The organism is Enterococcus devriesei, from assembly GCF_001885905.1.
GTDB lineage: Bacteria > Bacillota > Bacilli > Lactobacillales > Enterococcaceae > Enterococcus_A > Enterococcus_A devriesei.
Map to the genome: position 1 here is coordinate 41,001 of NZ_JXKM01000010.1, position 18,812 is coordinate 59,812.

The following is an 18,812-nucleotide window of genomic DNA, read 5'->3' on the forward strand; positions in this document are numbered from 1 at the left end:
TAAACCCGCAAACTGCCTATACATTATATCTATGATACGTGTCCTCGGATTTTTGCACGTTTGAGTATGCGCCTTAGCGCTGGTTGCCTTAGCAACTATTTGGACTGTCCTAAGTTACCAGGGGTTACTAATTTTTAGCTGGGCCTTAGCCCAAGGACGTTCCGTGTACTTTTTCGTCGTTGTGAACATATCTAGACTTTTTGATTAAGCTTTACTGCTGGCGATCGCTAGGGTAGGGTTGAGACAGAGTGGTTTAAAAATAGTTTATGGGGGAGTGATTTTAGTGTTAGCAAAAACTGTACACGTTGTTCTTGAAGACAGAAAGATCAATGGAGCCGTTAAATTAAGAAATACAGAATATTATTTTAGAGTGGATCAACAGAAGATTGCTGAGGATTTGAAGCCTGGAACGCTCGCTTTTTCTTCAGATGGACAGCTTGTTTACGTTCTCGAAGTAATCGATGATCGAACGCCTGAAGAAGAAGCTGCATACACTGGGGTCTTGACGAAAATATTTGATGAAGATCCGGCCATAAAGTCAGGTGAAAAAGCCATCGAGCAGCAAAAAAGGTCAGCTTTTGAAAAGGTTGTTTATACAGGAATTATTGTTGAATTGGTTGATAAGAAATTCAAACGGACTGACAAAAACTTAAAGTTCAAGTCTTCAGAGAAGATCAATGACAAGATCTCTAAAGGGGATATTGTGCCTATCATATTGCATACGAAGGACGGCCGGAAAGAGAAACTATATGTTTTAGTTCAACGGATTATTGAGAATGCGTCACAGAAACAGCGATTCATGAATACAAGACGAAGACCCGTGAGTTGGTTGTATAAAAAGACGGAAAAGGGCTATAAGAAAATGAAATACGCAGATGTAGTCAAGGAGCATAAAGAAGTCAAGAAAACAAAATCGCCAACCATGCCAAAGGAGAACAGACAGTCTGAATCCGTTAAAAAAGGAAAAGCCAGGGACGGAGCAGATAAAGAGTTCAATCGAGAAGTCCACGATTTTGTGATTCGAAAACGAAAAGATTAGGCGTGAAATTGAATCTGATAACTCTTTTTTGAGAGGCGGGATTTTAGCACATTTTGCGTGGATATTCCAAAAATATCATGAACGGGTGTTTTTCAATCCTAAAAGGTAAAAAAATAAACCGAACATGTGTTCGCTTTCGGTTAGAACTCTGTTATAATTATCTGTGAGATTAAGACGTCTATCTCATTTGAAAGCTATTTTGATTATTTGTCTATGTAAAAATATTCTGATTCGCAACTATTCTGACAATTTATTTTTCAAAATTCTTATTGTGCTTAATATAGTTACGAGGTTAAATATAAATAACGTTGACTTGCTAGTTGATTGGATGAATATGCCGTTTTATGTAGGAATTGATCATGTGAAGTATCGAATAAGAGAACAGAAAGAAAGGGGATAAAAAAACAGAGAATTAGTATGCTTGGCTAAGTAATTTATACTTGAGAGTTTGTTAGAATGATTCTTTTTTAGAACTACTTCTTGACTTAACAGGAATGAAAGGCTTAAACTGAAAGCGAATTAGTTCTTGCCTCTCAAGCAGGATGCTATATTGTTTGAAAAAAATAACAAAAGGCTCAACTGATCTCGGGAGTTTCTCAGGCTCCGTCAGCGATCAGCTGAGGTAGTAAGACAAGACCCTTACTACGTTAACCCTCGGCTGTCATGGATTTCTCCAGACATTCGTCATTATATCAAAATTAGAATAGTATTGTTAGAATATTTCACCCCAAAAGGGAACGAATTTTCGAGTAATAGGACTTCTATTGATATTTTTTAAATGCGAATGTTGGATAAATGCCCCGTGAGTCGAGTAAGGGATACGTAGTGTAGACTACGTATCCCTTTTTTTGTTGTTTTAGACAAGAGCTGATTCTTAATAAAAAATAGTTGGAGGTGTCCTATGGGTGCAATTGGGATTGAGGTACGAGCAAAAGATTTAGAAACAGTCAGTACAAAAATTAAATTGTTGAATAATCAAATTTGGTTTTTGGAAGAAGGATTTGCGGTGAAGTATTGCTATTTCTTTGAACATGGACGGAAAGTACCTGTTCAGGTAGATCGTGTGAGCGTCGAGGAAATATTTCCCAAGATTCGTTTTATCTTTGATCAAAAGAATCAAGTGATCGCTGAGAGAGCTTGTCCAGACACAAGGCTACGAACGACTAGAAAAAATAAGTGGCTTTCAGTAGGGAATGGCTCTGGAAACAATCGTGCGTTGTATTTTTATCAAATGATCCAGCGGATTGAAGATACGGAGTATGCAAAGCAAATGCTAGCACATTATTACAGTAAAAAATGATTGATCGCTTAACAAGATTAAAGAATCAAGGTTAAACGTTTATTGTTTGCTAGATAACCACTAGCAATTATCTTTCTAACACATTATCCGAAAAGCGCTGATGACGAGGGCTTTCGGAACCAAAACTGAATAGATGAAGTTCGGGAAGTAGAACCCCCTCCAAATTAATCAGCATGGCTACTAAGGGATTTGGAGTAACCATTCAAAAGGAATGGTGAGCCACCAAACATTTGAGGATTTGCGAAGACGTATAATCGATACTGAGCGAATATCCGGCCTCAATAGGAGTTAGATTTCTCCGGTTGTAAAAATCTGCGAAAGCTTTTTGTTCTACGAATACACAATTATTTAGTAAACAATAAACGTTTAACTAGACACTATGTATCCAGGATACTAAGAAGGGAGCATACCAATGCGAGAAAGAAAAACGATCACACTTCCAATCGGAAAAACAGTCGATCCGATTTGGGATAAAAAGAATATCATGGTAGCAATCAAAGTCATGCCAAACATGAGCTTGTCACTATTTGAAAATGAGGTACTAGACGGTCAATCCATTTATAACTTAGAGAGGATTGTTTTAGTTACAAAGTACAAAAAGCAAACAGAAATCCCTATTAAGCAGGTTGTTTTAGCAGTTGACGGCAGCTATCGCTGCTACGTCACTGATGACGTGAATATCAATCGTGGCGAATTAGTGTTACCTCGTATGAAGAAGAAAAAGTAGGGGCCACCCTATAGTGAAGGAGGGCCCACCTTGCCTACTAAGAATCCGCGAAGGAAATTTGTCTTCAAAAAAGGAACGAGCGAAAAGCTTGATTGGTTAGTAGATCAACAGAATAAGAATTCAAAGAAAAAAGTTTATCCATATGAAGTTGTAGAGGAGTTGATAGAAAATGCATACATCATACAAAAAGCCTTCGGAAAGACATGAACTCGTTCAAATGATCAATCGTGTTTCTATGAGGGAGTTAAGAAAAGATTTGAGAAACGCAAAGTTTTTATCAGTATTTAGCGCTGTTTTAACTATTGGTTTGTATTTTGTCGGCACGGGTTATATAGTTTCTGCTTTTTGTACGATCCTGTCCTATATTTTCGCAAAGATTATCGAAAGTGCTCTTATGAGATCACAAATAAATTGACAAGATTTATGTTCAGCTGAAGTTTGAGAAACATTTACAAATAGAAATTACGGATTTTTATTTGAGGGAGAAAATCGAATGATGCAGCAGGCGTTAACGAAGAGTGAACAACTTAAGTCAGGAGACATTATCAGAATTGTTTTCTATGAACAGAATTGCGGTATAGATGAAACAGTTTTTACAGCGATTGTTGTTGAGCTCAAAGAATGTTTCATAGCTATTCCACAAGATTTCCAAGGGCACATCTTTAACGCAGCGAAAAAAGGAGCAGTTTGGAAAATAGAAATTGATTGGCTTTTAGAAAACGATACGGAAGCGTATCTGATTGAACGATTTGACGATTTAGTGTCAAAGCTTTGGAAAGTTGTCCCGCCAATAGTAATGATTATGAGTGAAATCTTTTGAAGTAAAGTTAAATTTTTGAAGTCACGATAAAAAGCATAAATCATTAGTAGAATACCTAAACTAGTCAAGAAGCTGAAAAAAACATAAAAAAATTCACATTGACACCTTCACTAACATGATATCAGAAATTAAATGGAAAGTATGCTAACGGAGAATAGGAGAATATCACTTCTTTTTAAACTGCAAAAGTAAAAATACAAAGATAAAGAAAAATAGAGATTCCCACAGAGTTGTCGTCCAACTGAAAGTTTTGCTAACTCCGAAGAACAAATTGCCAAGGTTGGAGACAAAAAGATAGATGAATGTTACCCAAATTGATGTTAGTACTCTTTTTAACACGGAATCACTCCCTTTTAAATAAGGTTATACAAATTAGGATAAAAAGTCTAGTAACGACGGGAATCAAGGCAGAAGTTGCATAAATAAAAAAGACTCTGCTTTAGAGTCTAATTAAAGGACACACTTTGTTCTTTTAATTGTTTGATTATCTCAGTGACATAAGCGTCTTGAAAATCTTTACGGAAGGACTTTAGAAATTCCTCAGAAAAGAAATCAAAATTTTTTTCTGAATATGCTAGCAATTCTTCAGGAGTTTTAAATTCTGCAATAACAGAAGCGCTGTCGAAAGAATCAGCTATGCGCAATGAAACTGATTTCATTAAAGAAATAACATCAATTTGTGTTCTTAACATAAAAATCACCTCTTCTGTTGAGTGTAACATAATTGAATAGAACTATCTGGAACTATCCGGTAACCCAAGTCAATAAAGAAGAAGCATTAAACTAATCTAGTGCTTGTTTAACCTTCATTAGTCCAATGTAAAAGGATTTAGAAATAGATTTACCACATTTTTTACAAGCGTAATCTCCAGTGGGAATATCGTTAAAAACCTCTTTTTCATACTCATGATTACACTCTTGATCTTCTTTTTCTAAGTGCATCTTTCTTAATTCAAGAGAACGTTCTAATTCAATGGACACAGATACTCACCTTCTGCGAATTATTTTTACCACAAGCAATTTTTTTAAAGGGGTAAAAAGATAGTTTTAATAAACCAACTAACTCAGTTTATTGAAGAAAAAACACTGAGCAGTTAACTCAGTGTAAAAGACAGGACCTATTTATTCATAATTTTTTTACAATTATTCACAGCGCTTTTCATTGTATCAAAACTATTGATATCAATGTCGTAGATAAACAGATTCATTTTCATTGATTTGATTTCCTTCAAATTTAAAACGGCAAATATACTTGTAATATTTTTGGATTTAGAATTATTGAAGTGGGCCTTTTCTAGGGAAGAGTACATTCGGTAATTAGAAACATAAACGTGTACAGGATAAAAGTTAATCATTGTTTTCACATCCTCGTGGTATTCAATAACCATAACATTAAAAAGCCCTTTAATGTGAATACGAGGAACAACGTAAGTAAAACGTAATAAGGACCATGAAGGATGAATAAAACCAGCTGTTTCCGCAACTGGCTTAGAGCTAAAATGATGTACTTCGACTGTTTCTTTAGCTCTGCATTAGTATAACACGTATATTTTTGAGAAGTTTATAAATGTTCTAACGAACATCAGATGAGTCGGCTACTCAACCTAGCAATAATATCTGAAATAAGATTTGAAAAATATTGCCAGTGGAGTTGAACTATTGTTCAACATTACTATTTGTCTTCAATTTCATCAATGAAGACTGAAATATCATTTTTGAAAATGTACTTACTAAATTGTTCGCTTAGGATTTGGCTGACATTTCGGTAAGCGAAGGTAGGCGTGTTAGGTAAAGTATAGTAATAAATACCATTTTTTTGATAGATCGGATCAGGTACGGTCGTTGTCTGATTTCCTTCAATTGCATTTCCAGCGTCCGCTGCTATATCAATAATAAAGGCCCCCGTTTTTAACTGCCCTTGCTCTGCAATAGTCATAATGGGCTTACCCGAATCGCCCACTTCAATGCCGTTAATGATAATCGAGTATTTAGAAAGTTGTTGTTTGAATTGCGGAAGTGTTTTTCGATAAAAAAGTCGGACAGAAGAAGAAATTTTTGAGATCGCATGGAAAGCACCTTGAGCTGCATTTCCGGACCCTAAAATAGCAATCTCACAATTACTATTTGGTAATAAGCCAAAATTCAAGAGAGCATGTAATACTCCGGCATAACCAGCATAGAAGCTGTTTTGATAAACGAAGTTTCTAGGAATCAACTGTGTAGGATAAGCATTTTCCTGATAGTACATCATGGGTCTTTGATTATCGATATCAAGAATATAGAGATTTTTAGGAATTGCTTGAGTCTCCATAAATTCTTTACCTGATCCCAGTGGATGAGTCCAACCAATAATCATCTGATTTTGACGAATCAAGTCGTAATCAGATGGTTGGAGGAGTTTGAGAGAGAAGATTCCCTCACAAGAGGCAAAAATTTCAGAACGGGTTAAAATAGTGCAACCTGCTTTTCGATAATTATCATCAGGGATACTTAGCGAGTCACCAAAACCATTCTCGATATAAATTGAATTGGCGAATTGCTTGATATGTTCAGGTAACAAAGGGACGCGACGCTCATTTGGAAAATTTGACTTTATAAAACCTAATTTCATAATTCCAACTCCATTTCAATTTTAGTTTTTGTATAGATTTGTTCTCAGAGAAATGTTTCATGAGGCTGTTTTCGTACATCTTAAGTCTAACACAGTTTTGAGGTGGAATTTTAACGTTCAGAGAGGATACGTCCGCTAACGGAGGAAAGGAGATTTAGCAATGAAAAGTCTAGTTGGATCCACGTAGGGTCATCCATTACTCTATTTACGAGGTTACTACCGATTGTATCAGCAAACTAGAGATGAAATTAAGAGACAAGAGATTATAGAGAAAATGAGCGGAATTATCGACAAAAATCGTAAACAGTTTTTGATGCCCGAAGGCTGAGATAGGGAGTTTGTAGAGATAGTTCAGTTACTTGGATATAAAATTGATTTAGTAGAGGAAAAAATATTGAAAAACTTAGATGAATTATCAACTTAGCTAGCAAGCGTAAAACTTCAAGGAGGGAAAGAATGAAACAAGAAAGTATTGTCCAATCGAATAATGAATTACTAAATGATAAAAGGGTATTAATGGTTAATCCCAAAGACGAGGTATCTGTTAAAACAATCAAAACAGATAGCAGAGGGTACACAAGGCTAATAGATCAGTATTGCAGCAATCACTTTGGTAAGAGTTTTACTTTTAAGGACTTCAACAATTGGTTAGTAAATAGAGGCATTAAGGTGGTTCAAAATAACGGAACAACAGCATTAACGCAAGCAATATTTGTCTCATATATTAGTTATCACTATATTCTAACGAAAAATTATAGACAAGATAAAGAGGTTGGATTGGAAATAATCATGAATATATGGATTTGAGTCAATATCTTGGACAAATTTTAGTAGAGACGGCTATGCCATTTCCTCTCTTGACAGATCTTCAAACTCCTGTGGAGTTAGATAACCAATCGAACTATGGATTCGATTTCGATTATAGAATCCTTCAATGTAGCTAAATAACGACCGATTTGCTTCTTCAAAATCTGAGTAAGTAGTCGTATATACTTCTTCTTTTTTCAATGAGGCATGGAAAGATTCGATTCCCGCATTATCATAAGGCGTTCCTTTTAGGCTATAGGAATGTCTTATTTTGTTGGATTTAAGCCAGTTTTCCACGTCAATTGCTGTATATTGGCTGCCTAAATCAGTGTGTAGAATCATTCCTTCTGGAATGGGATAATGCTTTTTTGCTTTATTCAATGTTTGGATCACACAATCTACAGTCATTCGTTTTGAAAATGTATAGCTAATAATTTTTTTAGTATGTAAATCCATGATTGAAGACAAGTAGCACCAACTATTTTTCTTGGTAGGAATGTAAGTGATATCAGCCACCCATTTTTCACAAATCGTTTTAGTAGAAAAATCTTGGTTTAAGATATTTACTCTGGATACCACTGCTTGTTTATTACTTTGTGGTTTGTATTTTCTAATAGTAATAGAACGTAAACTCAGTTGTCGCATTAGTTTTTGTACGTGTCTAAGTGAAACTGAAATGTTTTCTTTGAGCAATACATGATAGATTTTTGTCGCACCATATCGCTGTTTGTTTTCAAAAAAGATATCAGTAATTTTCCGTTTCAAGAAATTATTTTTTATTTGCGTAGCAGTTAAAGGTTTATTTTTATAGAAATAATAGACACTTCTGGGAATTTCTAATAACCGACACAACAAAGAAACAGTGTAATCCTTACACCATTTTTCTATAAATTGAACAAGCGAATTTAGGTCTTTCGAGAGAATATGGCTGCGGCTTTTTTTAAGATTTCAAGTTCCTCTTTTAAACGAGCATTTTCTTTTCTCAATTCAGCCACTTCTTTTCCAGTCAGTCCTGTGGACTGATTAGGTAAATATAAATTCTTCCATTTGTAAATCGTTGCTTCAGATAAGCCATATTCTTTCGCTAGCCCTCGAACAGAACGTCCAGTTTGATTCAGATCAACAATCATCTGTTTGAAATTTTCTTCGTATCGGTTCATAAAATTCATCCTCTCGTAGATAAGTTTAATTTATTTCTGTCTCCACGAAAAGTTGTCTAAGATTTGATACTAACACCAAAATGCGGAAGTGCATAGATTTTACCGAGAAAGAATCAAAAATCTAGGGTTTGATTCATCGACTTTCAAAAAATTGGAATAAAAGGATCTAATATTGTAACTACTAAAAAAAGAATAGAGGGAATTAAATGAAGAATTACTTAGATGATTGGAGAAAGATTGAGGGATCACTGACTGAAGAAAGAATTAATAGTATCCCTTATTGTTTGGAAAAAGATCATTTATTTAGAATCAGAGAAATGTTGTCTGAAGAGGGTTTTGAATCAGATGAATTCTTCATTAGGGAAAATCCAGCGCTGGGTGTCTACATTGTGTGTAGAGAAAACCAAGAGGATTATTTTACGATTCATGAAGAAAATGGGAATCTTACTCCGATATATATTACGAACGATTTTGACGAGAATGGAACAAATTGTTTCCCATGCAAGGAAATAACAAAAGCCATAGCGTTGAATGAATGTTGAAAAAGTTCACAAAATAAAGGCGGTGGAATATGCAAACATATAAAAAGTCGTTAACCCCCTATTTGATCCTATCCGCAGTTTTGTTCGTTCTTTTTTATACAATCAGTAATTGGCTGTTTTCCTTTACGAATGCTGATATAATTGAAGTGATCAATTTTGCTTTTTCTTTAGATGGCTTGAATGATCTCGCTAGTAATTTCCATATTTACCTATTGATGTTTAAACCAATCTCGTTAGCTGCTGGCTTAACGGGATTTTTTTGTGGTCTGCTAGGTTACGTCTACAAGAATGATAAAGGTATTTATCGAAACGAGGAAGAACACGGATCAGCGAGATTTGCCAAGGTTGAAGATATGGAAAAATACGCTGATAAAGAAGAGGAATACAATATCATCCAAACTGAACACGCGCGTATGGGGATCTTGAATGAACGTCTTCCAATTGCGGTTCAACGAAATAAGAATACCTGTATCTTCGGAGATCCAGGTTCCGGTAAAACACGCTTTTATGTAAAGCCGAACTTGCTTCAAATGCAAGGCAGTTACATTACTACTGATCCTAAAGGCCTGCTTGTTCGTGAGACGGGGAAAGCGTTAGAGGATGCCGGATATAAGATAAAAATATTTGATCTAGCTAACCTTGCTAACAGTGATCATTTTAACGTGTTTAAATACATTAAAACGGAGCTTGATGTTGATAGGGTACTAGAAGCAATAACTGAAGGAACCAAAAAAGGAGATAAGCAAGGTGAGGATTTTTGGGTCAAGGCGGAAGCGCTGCTTTCAAGGGCGTTCATTGCCTATCTGTGGTTCGACGGCCAAGACAACGAATATTTACCCAACTTATCAATGATCGGGGATATGCTGCGGTTTACGAAGCGTAAAGACCCTAAAATACCTAGTCCGGTCGAACAATGGTTTGAAGAACAAAATGAACTTCATCCGAACAACTATGCTTACAATCAATGGTCACTATTTAATGACTTGTACGAATCAGAAACAAGGGCCAGCGTTCTAGCGATCGCTGCGGCTCGGTATTCCGTATTTGATCACGAGCAAGTCGTGGATATGGTTAAAGAAGATACGATGGATATTGAGAGCTGGAACGAAGAGAAAACAGCAGTATTTATCACGATTCCAGAAACCAGCGATTCCTACAACTTCCTGTCAGCTATTTTCCTTGCTACGGCAATGGAAACTCTGCGGCATAAAGTCGATAACATTTTATCCGGCGCGCAATCTTTGGCACCAGGTAAATCCTTGCTGCATGTACGCTGGATTTTAGATGAATTTGCCAATATTGGGAGGATTCCTAATATTGATAAAGCCCTGGGAACGTTCCGGAGTCGGAATATGTCAATCGTGATCATTCTTCAAGCGTTAGATCAGCTGAAGAAGATGTATGAGAAAGGCTGGGCTTCGATGGTTACACTTTGTGCGAGCTTGTTGTTCCTGGGCGGAGAAGAGGAAGCAACAATGAAGTATCTTTCCCAACGAGCCGGAAAACAAACGATCACGATCAGAAATACGACAGAACAAAATAGCCGAACATCTGGCGGATCGATCAGTAAACAAAAGCAAGGCCGAGATTTGTTGACACCGGACGAAATAGGCCGAATGAATGGTATGGAGTGTCTTTTGTTTGTATCTAAGGAATACGTTTTTAAGGATAGAAAATATCCGTTGGAAAATCATCCGAAAGCACATTTGCTAGGTGATAAACCAGGAGATCCTAACTGGTATAACTACAAGCGATATAGAAACGAAGCGGAAGAATTGTTGGATAAGATCACACCAGACCAACTCATCGATCACGGAGTGATTTATTCTGATGCAGCATAAACATATTAGAAAGCAGCTTAAACAAGCTGCTTTTTAATTTTGTAGAAGCAGAGGTGAACTAAATGAAGAAAAATCAAATTATGAGATCCCATGCTGAACGAGAAAAACTATTTGCTGAAGCGAAAGGGAAAAATATTGTCGATGTGGCCACAAGTTTAGGAATGGGGCTAGTGCGGCAAGGAAGAAATTACTGTTGGGATCAACACGATAGTTTTATGATCGATACCAAGAAAAATTTCTTCTATTGGAATTCGCAAGGTTTTGGTGGAGATCCTATCAAATTAGTTGAGACGATTAAAGAATGCAGCTTTAAAGAAGCAGTCAATTATCTTACTGGAACGGATATAGCAGCGGCGAAGATTGAGAACTCGCCACAGAAACCCTTCAGCTACTTTTTAAAGGATCATAAAACCTTTTCGACTGGCCGGAAGTACCTTACTGAAGAACGTTTGCTATCAAACGAAACGATTGATCAATTCCTGTCCGCTGGTGCACTCGCTCAAGCAACTTACAGAGATTTCAAAACGAATAAAATTCAACCTGTGATCGTTTTTAAATCAATGGATCAAGAGAATCGTATCAAAGGAATGACTGTTCAAGGTGTTTGGGAACAAAAAGGTGAAGAACGACCTTATTTAAAGAGAACTCATGGTGACGGATTTTCAGGCTTCATCATGAAAGTTGGCCAGCCACCGAAAGCGAATGAATTGTCTGAAGAACGCCCATTAAAAGTAATCGCTTTTGAAGGGCCGATAGATTTAATGAGTTATTATGAGCTATTCAAAAACACGATTGATCATGCGATTTTGGTTTCAATGAACGGGTTAAGAAAAGGCACAATATCAAAATGTATAGTCAATCAATTAGGAATAGAAATGAAAGAAGCAGACAAACCGGACTTTTTGGATGATTTAAGCAAGAAGAGTAAACCAAATAAACTCATACAGATTGTGCTTGCTGTCGATAATGATCGAGCCGGCAAGAATTTCATTTCTGCTTTTGGCGTTCAGTCATTTGAAGTTACGCCACAGGTGCCGGCGCTGCTGGAAGGCGAAACGAAATCGGATTGGAACCAGGTGTTGCAACGGATAAAAAAGCCTGAAGAGAAAATCTTTAATGCTCGTATCAAACAAGCAGTGACAGCGAATAGGGAAAAAAAGAAGCCGAGAATCAACCGGACTGTGCCTCGTGGAGAGACAGAATCAACAGAAAGAATCACTCGTTCAGTTCGAATGAAATAAGTAAAAATAGGAGCGATACTATGGAACCCAAACAAAAAGAGTATATGGAAGCAGCTTCAGAGTGTGTGTCAGCACTAAACAAAGTCATCGAGCAAAAAGAGGTTCAGCAGCAAGCTTCCCCGATTGACAATCTGACAGCTGAAGAACCGAAAACATATGTGACGAAAGAGGAAATCGATTCAATTTTAGCTTCCCATTTTTCTAAAATCGAGGCTCTTATTGGCAACTATGAGAAGCAGATAGATGGACTGCCTGAAGCAACGACAAAAGAAGAGCTTGAAAAGAAGTCCAACGGATTCTTAACTAGAATAAAGGAAGCATTTAGTGAATTTAATGCTGTTGTGAAATATTTGATTGCAGACACAACGGACGATATACGCCTATCTATCAAAAACGGGATCAACCAAAAATTCTTGAATGTTAGTGCGAAAATGCAAAATCTAGGTGCTAAAATCGACAAACGTTTTGCGATCGAAGAAAAAGTTGTCAGAGTAGATCCACGAGTTGCTAAACAAGGAGGACAAAGTGGAGAGCAAGAAGTTGAAAAGGTTCGAAATGAAAACTCCAGCAAGACAAATGAATTTGTAGGGAAAATAGAAAAAGTCGTAAATGCTTATATTGATTGGGATAAAAATGCAGTCGGGTATTATGCCGATATTGAATTTGCTAACTTGAAAGAATTTTACTCAAATAATAAACAGGATATAGAACTGAATGAAGTCACAACACCAATAATCGAAGTGATAGAAAGAAACATACAAACATTAAAGGATTTTGAACCTGTTGAACGAGAGTATGAAATGGATGGAGAGAGAGTAGTTGAAGACAATGAGTACGAGGGCCACTTCAATATCGATGTAGAGAGCGTAAAAGAAATTTATAACCAGAGCATTAGTCAAAAAGACATCAATCTCACGAATAATGAGAAAGCTAAAGAGGAAGAAACACAAAATTCTTCAAAGAGCCCGGAAAGGCTATTTGATTTTGGTCATGTCGCTGAAGTTGCTTTCAATAAACGAGCGGCCGATCCAGAGCATAATTGGGAAGCACATACTAAGCGGTTCGGAACGGAAGATTTGGATAAAGCCTGGGAAGTCTTTCTGAAGGATGCCTGGGGGATAAAAGATAATTTGTCACTTGTTGGAAGTTCAGAACTTACCGAAACTTGGGAGAAAGAATACTATGATTTCTTTTACGAAGGCGGAAAAGAAGCATACGATGCAATGAAAAAGGATGGTACGCCATTACAATATACAGAAGCAGCAGTGGAGAAATTTCAGACTCTTTATGATGATCATATGGCCAAAGCCATGCAAGAAAATTTGACCAATGAAGTTGGGGCAAAGGAACAACCGATTCATAATGAACAGGCACCAGCGGAAGAGCTTACACGTCCTCCTTCAGACGAACCTTTGCCGCATGAACAACAAAGTTCTAGGCCTAAGAATAAGTTTGAAGAAAGAGTCATGAAAGCAACTGAGTTGAATAAGTTGATCGAAAAGAACGTTGAGAAGTCAACAGACAAACGAGCGGTTAATGAAAGCCCAAGGATGAAATAGAAATCCTATAATTGAGAATTAACTACATTCGTGCTATACTGAAGGGGCAAACGATCGAACATTTGAAACACGTAAGCCCTGGAGAGGTAGGATTCTCCAGGGCTTTTTTCGTGGGCTGATGTCGCCTTTTTTAGTTTTACTTCTTGCTTCGGTTATTCAGCCAATAACTGAATAAGGAAACGATTATTCCGACAAGAAGGGGGCAAACGAACACGTCGAACATTCAAAACACCTCCTTCAGTCGCTAAGACTTGTAGGAAGGCGACGCTTCATTTTATCACATAAAATAAGGACAATGAGCTAAAACTATTCATGAGTACGTGTGTCTCTCACGCGTACTTTTTTTGTTGGATTTAAAGAAAAAAAAGAAGCGAACCTAAAAGGTTCGCTCCTGAAGATGCCTTACCTAATGGAACAGTCAAGGCCTGTTCTGCCTGTACATCTTCAGCAACCTAACTATAGCAAAAGGAGAAAACAATGTCAATTTACCAGCTAGTTACCATTAATCAGCGGTTTATCGCTGAGACGATCGCTCGGACTGGAAGCGAGCAATTACTAGATAAAGTCGCTCGAAGTTTTGTTGGATTGTATAGCCAGGATGAAAACTGGTACATTCCTTTACGGGCAAATTTGGGAAACAAAAAACCTGAAGGGGCATACTTTGAAACACATTTCCCCACTAACAATCCTCACTTCAAGCGACCGGGATTAGACTATCAAAAGTCGATTTTTGTTCCAGCTGAGTACACGATAGAGATCAGAAACACGCTGCCAGAAGAACAATCTGCTCTCATTTTTTCGAAGCAAGACGAAATTAGAGAGTCGTTCGAATCATATGTTTTAAGCTTGGATCGGCTCGATAAAAAATCTACGAACTATCAATTTTCAACCGTGCCGCTTTTTCCGGAGGGGATACAACAAATCAAAAAGATGCAAGACGAGGTGAAGAAATCAATGAACAATACATCAGAAAAAGGAACAATGAAACAAGAGACACTCTTCAATCATTTGAATGATGTGGCAGCGAAGAAAGAAGAAAATGGTTCTACTGTTGTTGAGATCCCCGATGTTCAAAACGAAAAATCAATTCAAGAGATTATCAAAGCAAAAGATTACAAAGCCCTGTCCGCTCATTTGAAGGAGAGGGTTTCTTCCTATTTAGAAACCGATCTCTTCAAAAACTATTTGAATTTCGTTTCGAAATTCCATAAATATTCTCAAAAGAATGTCCGTTTATTGCTTAGTCAGAATCCCGCTGTTTCTCGTGTTGCTGGTTTCAATAAGTGGAAAGAAGTAGGGCGAACAGTTAAGAAAGGATCAAAGGCGTTGTACGTTTATGCTCCGGCTTCAGCAATCAAGAAAGATAAAGATGGAAAGCCGATCAAAGATGAAAATGGAAAAGTTGTGAAGGAAACCTACTTCTTTCTTACTCCGGTTTTTGATGTTAGCCAGACCAGCGGCGAACCGATACCAAAACCGATTCATGAATTGGAAGGCAACTTTGAAACGCCGGAGCAATTCGTCAAGGTGTTCAAAGCGGTTGAGGCTATTTCACCGGTGCCGCTAAAAATTGAGGAATTCCCTAGCAGTGCGAATGGCTATTATCATAAGGTCGAAAAGGAAATTGTTATCAATACTGGACTAGGCGAATATATGACATTGAAGACAATGATTCATGAGATCACTCACGCAAAACTTCATGCAGATTCAACAAGTTCGTTTGGAGATCCAACGTATAGCCAACAAGAATTCGAAGCGGAATCGGTCGCCTATATCGTCAGCAACCATTTGGGAATCGACACAAGCAGCTACTCCTTTGGCTATCTAGCTTCATGGACGGAACAAGGAAAAACGATTGATTCTTTTACTGAGTCGTTGGATAGAATTACAAAAGAAGCGCAACAAATCATCGAGTCATTGGACAAGTCGTTAGCTCTATCTTTCGCAATGGCAGAACCAGCCAACAAGTTTGAAGAACGAATTGCCAGGGCACAAGGACGATTTGTGGAACCTAAAAAAGCAGAAGAGAAGCAAGTTGAAAAAGTGCCGGCTAAGAAAGAAACCAAGGAGGTCGAGCCGCCGAACCCAAAAGAAAAGAGTCTTCGACTGACTCGCTAAATGGACGGCTGAGGACGACAAACCAATCGCTTTTAGACAAAATAAAGAAACCTGAGAAGGAGAATTAAGAAAAAATGCCAATGAAAAACGAAACGATCGTACACACGCTTTCGCAAATTTTATTAGTTGATCCTGCAAGTGAAACACCGAGAATCCATAATAAAAGGAAATCTATTTCTAAGCGACAATTGATTCTAAGATTAGAGTTGCTGGTTCAAGAAATGGAAGAATTAGAAATCGAAATCGATCTTACTGAATATAAAGAGACAATCGCACACTTGAAAAAAATTAAAGCGACTCATGAATACAATGAGTTGATTCAAGAAGTCGTCGATAGTTATGATCCGGACTTTGGTGTAACGATCGAACGGAAAAACGAACTGAAAATCGTCAAAGAGATGACGAAAAAGGAAGAAATCGAGTCACAAGAAAAACAAAAAAGTAAACGGTCGTCTGTTTAGAATGGACACTCGCTTCAGTGAAGCGGAAAAATACGTCAAAAATGGTCAAATGAACGTCAGTGAAAGTCAGTCGTTCAGCAAAAGGGGGATTGGGGGAACCCCCAAACATTTAGAAAGGAGTCGTCAAAATTGACGGCTCTTTTGTAAAATATAGCGAGTGGGTACCCACTTGCTCTGCTCGCAAAAGGGTTAGTCTACCGTTCCTAGATTTGCGGAGTCAATAGGAAAAGGAGAACTGAAGATGGAAAAAGAACCTAAACGCAAAAGACCAATTCAAAAAAAAGTCCGCTTTAGTCAAGAAGAATGGGGCTATCTGAAAAATAAAATAGACCAAAGTCCGTACAATAATTTTCAAAATTTTGCTCGAATCATGTTGATTACCGGCGAGATCGTCCATGTCGATTACTCGGAGCTGCGAACGTTGAACCAGGAAGTTGGCCGGATTGGAAACAACGTCAATCAAATGGCTAGACTTGCAAATCAGTTCGAAGAAATATCCATCGATGATGTTGAACAGCTGCTTACTGATGTGCAAAATTTACAAATCATGGTTTCTTCAGCATTGAAAAAGGAAATGCAGAGAGGGAGATAAGATGGTTTATACGAAACATTTCTTTATCCGGTCGTTTGATCATTTGAAGCAAGCGGAGGACTATATAAAGAATGCCGGCAAGACGACCATTCAAAAAAGTGAAGACAACGATCATTTAGGAAATTTATTTCCGTATCTGATCAACGAAGATAAAACAATGAGTAAAAAACTGGTGTCTACTTTTGGCATTGCTTCAGTCGAAAATGCGGCGGATGAATTCTCCGCAACAAAGTTGAATGCAGCAATCGAAAGAGGAACTGATGTCGAGATCGATTTAAAAACGGGAAAACCTAAGTCGCTAGAACTGAAGCAGCTTGAATCGGGAAATAGAATTTTGGCACATCATGTTATCCAGTCGTTCTCACCAGAAGACAATTTGTCGCCCGAAGAAATTCATGAGCTAGGACGAAGAACGATTTTAGAATTGACTGGTAATGAACATGAGTTTGTTATCTCGACTCATGTTGATCGCGAACATATTCATAATCACATTTTGTTTAATTCAACAAACATGATGGATGGAAATTCGTACCGTTGGCTGAAGAGTACAAAAAGAACTTTGGAGAAAATATCAGACAAACACGCAGCAAAAGCAGGCGCTAAAATTATAGAGAAGTCGCCAAAGAATTCTCACAAGAAATATACGATGTGGCAAACGGAATCGATTTATAAAAGTAAAATTAAGTCGAGGTTGGACTTTCTTTTGGATCATTCTTCCAGCATTGAGGACTTCAAAGAGAAAGCAGATGCGTTGTACTTGCATGTAGATTTTTCAAAAAAATGGGCAACGTATCGTTTGCTAGATCATCCACAAATCAAAAACACTCGGGGTCGGAGTCTCACGAAGAGAGATCCAGAAAAATATAATCTTGATCGAATTGAAACTCGATTAAAGGAAAACACTGCAACATTTACAGTTGAGGAAGTTGTCGATCGTTACGAGGAAAAAGAAAATGAGATCAAGAATGATTTTGATTACCAGGTAAAAATAGAAAGCTGGCAAGTCGATCATGTGACCACAAAAGGAATTTATTTGAATGTCGATTTTGGTGTCGCTGATCATGGTCAGCTGTTCATTGGGGGATTTAAAATTGATCAATTAGAAAACGGAGATTTTAATCTCTATGTAAAAAAGGAAGATATATTTTACTTCATGAACGAGAAGAATGCCAATCGGAATAAATACATGACAGGAGAGACGTTGGTCAAACAATTGAGTCTCTACAATGGAACCGTACCTTTGAAGAAAGAGCCGGTCATGTCAGAATTAAATGAAATTATTTCGGCAATCAACTTTCTTGCGGATCATGATGTTAGTAACGGAAAGCAGCTTCAGCAGCTGGAAGTCAAATTGGATCGTGCGCTGCATGAAGCAAAGAATAAACTGATTGAACTTGATGGGAAAATCATTGAGCTGAATCAAGCAGCGAAGGATCAGTTGTTGGGTAAAGATCCTGACTCTGAAGAGATTGAAACATCAGGAGACTATCAAACGATTCAGAAGGAGCTTGCTTCAGTAAAATTGAGTCGGTCAATTCTAAATGATCGCTTTGAAGAAATCGTTGGAGAGATTGAAGCGTATCGTGAAATCCGATATGTGGCAGAAAAACCAGAAGAGAAGAATCGTCCTGAGCATGGTGTGAATAAGAAGTAACAAATGACCCGGCCTCTTTCAGCAGCTTTTTCTTTTTCGTTCAGCCAGGGCGAGCCGCCCGTTTATCCTATGAGGTTAAGAAACATTACTGATTCAATTAGTCCCTTTTTTTCATAAATTTATAAAAGTGAATGTAACACAAACGGATTGTGTTTTTTTAGAAAAAAGACGTCTATCCTTATGGTTTTAAAGAGAATAAAGGCAAATGATTTATTGAACAATAAAAACACTGAATACCATATTAGTTGAAAGTTTTTCTAGAAAATGGTATATTAATTAGATTAATAGAATAACTAAAAGGTTGAGCGTATGCTTCAAGACAAGTCTTCCAAGGGTGAGG

18 protein-coding genes are annotated in these 18,812 nt (G+C 37.3%); 13 read left to right on the forward strand and 5 right to left on the reverse strand.

The genetic code is table 11. The annotated features are described in order from the left end of the window. Positions 1–283: 283 nt before the first annotated feature. From RV00_RS12570 to RV00_RS12585, 4 genes are all read left to right on the forward strand, one after another. Positions 284–1,039 (forward strand): hypothetical protein, encoded by a 756-nt coding sequence (locus RV00_RS12570; protein ID WP_071858792.1) that lies wholly within the window; start codon positions 284–286, stop codon positions 1,037–1,039. Positions 1,040–1,940: 901 nt separating this feature from the next. Continuing rightward, on the forward strand, positions 1,941–2,339 hold the full coding sequence (locus RV00_RS12575) for a hypothetical protein (RefSeq protein ID WP_177184086.1): 399 nt from the start codon (positions 1,941–1,943) through the stop codon (positions 2,337–2,339). A gap of 412 nt (positions 2,340–2,751) precedes the next feature. Further along, the gene (locus tag RV00_RS16710) at positions 2,752–3,066 is read left to right on the forward strand and encodes a hypothetical protein (RefSeq protein WP_010742459.1); all 315 of its coding nucleotides are present in this window, start codon (positions 2,752–2,754) and stop codon (positions 3,064–3,066) included. Positions 3,067–3,559: 493 nt separating this feature from the next. Continuing rightward, positions 3,560–3,886 carry a hypothetical protein gene (locus tag RV00_RS12585; RefSeq protein ID WP_010742457.1) on the forward strand — a complete coding sequence of 109 codons (327 nt, stop codon included), beginning with the start codon at positions 3,560–3,562 and terminating at the stop codon, positions 3,884–3,886. Positions 3,887–4,332: 446 nt separating this feature from the next. On the opposite strand, the gene RV00_RS12590 is transcribed toward RV00_RS12585, so the two are convergent. From RV00_RS12590 to RV00_RS12605, 3 genes are all read right to left on the reverse strand, one after another. Next, on the reverse strand, positions 4,333–4,578 hold the full coding sequence (locus RV00_RS12590; protein ID WP_071862920.1) for a toxin-antitoxin system, toxin component: 246 nt from the start codon (positions 4,576–4,578) through the stop codon (positions 4,333–4,335). Positions 4,579–4,669: 91 nt separating this feature from the next. After that, positions 4,670–4,867, reverse strand: a complete 198-nt coding sequence (locus RV00_RS12595) for a hypothetical protein (RefSeq protein WP_010742455.1) — start codon at positions 4,865–4,867, stop codon at positions 4,670–4,672. 691 nt (positions 4,868–5,558) lie between these two features. After that, positions 5,559–6,497, reverse strand: coding sequence for a Rossmann-fold NAD(P)-binding domain-containing protein (locus RV00_RS12605; RefSeq protein ID WP_010742453.1), 939 nt, complete (start codon positions 6,495–6,497; stop codon positions 5,559–5,561). Between the two features lie 456 nt (positions 6,498–6,953). Here RV00_RS12605 and RV00_RS12610 point away from each other — a divergent pair, with 456 nt between their 5' ends. After that, positions 6,954–7,304, forward strand: coding sequence for a hypothetical protein (locus tag RV00_RS12610; protein WP_071862921.1), 351 nt, complete (start codon positions 6,954–6,956; stop codon positions 7,302–7,304). Between the two features lie 33 nt (positions 7,305–7,337). Here RV00_RS12610 and RV00_RS12615 read toward each other — a convergent pair. Next, a protein-coding gene (locus RV00_RS12615; RefSeq protein WP_143141796.1) for an IS3 family transposase occupies positions 7,338–8,464 on the reverse strand; the annotation gives its coding sequence in 2 pieces (ribosomal slippage) (positions 7,338–8,236 and positions 8,236–8,464; 1,128 coding nt in all). A gap of 206 nt (positions 8,465–8,670) precedes the next feature. On the opposite strand from RV00_RS12615, the gene RV00_RS12625 reads away from it, so the two are divergent. The 4 genes from RV00_RS12625 (at position 8,671) to RV00_RS12640 (ending at position 13,647) form a co-directional block, all read left to right on the forward strand. Beyond that, positions 8,671–9,006, forward strand: coding sequence for a hypothetical protein (locus tag RV00_RS12625; protein ID WP_010742434.1), 336 nt, complete (start codon positions 8,671–8,673; stop codon positions 9,004–9,006). Positions 9,007–9,035: 29 nt separating this feature from the next. Beyond that, entirely contained in the window at positions 9,036–10,847 is a 1,812-nt protein-coding gene (locus tag RV00_RS12630; protein WP_071862924.1) for a VirD4-like conjugal transfer protein, CD1115 family, read from the forward strand. 62 nt (positions 10,848–10,909) lie between these two features. Continuing rightward, on the forward strand, positions 10,910–12,088 hold the full coding sequence (locus RV00_RS12635; protein WP_071862925.1) for a toprim domain-containing protein: 1,179 nt from the start codon (positions 10,910–10,912) through the stop codon (positions 12,086–12,088). Positions 12,089–12,108: 20 nt separating this feature from the next. Continuing rightward, positions 12,109–13,647: a hypothetical protein gene (locus tag RV00_RS12640; protein ID WP_071862926.1), complete on the forward strand. Its 1,539-nt coding sequence runs from the start codon at positions 12,109–12,111 to the stop codon at positions 13,645–13,647. A 136-nt stretch (positions 13,648–13,783) separates the two neighbouring features. Here RV00_RS12640 and RV00_RS16290 read toward each other — a convergent pair whose 3' ends face one another. After that, complete coding sequence (locus tag RV00_RS16290) at positions 13,784–13,870, reverse strand: type I toxin-antitoxin system Fst family toxin (RefSeq protein WP_114526121.1); 87 nt, start codon at positions 13,868–13,870, stop codon at positions 13,784–13,786. A 254-nt stretch (positions 13,871–14,124) separates the two neighbouring features. Between RV00_RS16290 and RV00_RS12645 the strand changes: the two genes are divergently transcribed. The 4 genes from RV00_RS12645 (at position 14,125) to RV00_RS12660 (ending at position 18,472) form a co-directional block, all read left to right on the forward strand. Further along, positions 14,125–15,765, forward strand: a complete 1,641-nt coding sequence (locus tag RV00_RS12645; RefSeq protein WP_071862927.1) for an ArdC-like ssDNA-binding domain-containing protein — start codon at positions 14,125–14,127, stop codon at positions 15,763–15,765. A 74-nt stretch (positions 15,766–15,839) separates the two neighbouring features. Then, complete coding sequence (locus RV00_RS12650; RefSeq protein ID WP_084133303.1) at positions 15,840–16,226, forward strand: hypothetical protein; 387 nt, start codon at positions 15,840–15,842, stop codon at positions 16,224–16,226. A 241-nt stretch (positions 16,227–16,467) separates the two neighbouring features. Next, on the forward strand, positions 16,468–16,818 hold the full coding sequence (locus RV00_RS12655; RefSeq protein WP_010742431.1) for a plasmid mobilization protein: 351 nt from the start codon (positions 16,468–16,470) through the stop codon (positions 16,816–16,818). Between the two features lies 1 nt (position 16,819). Further along, on the forward strand, positions 16,820–18,472 hold the full coding sequence (locus tag RV00_RS12660) for a relaxase/mobilization nuclease domain-containing protein (RefSeq protein WP_010742430.1): 1,653 nt from the start codon (positions 16,820–16,822) through the stop codon (positions 18,470–18,472). Positions 18,473–18,812 lie beyond the last annotated feature (340 nt).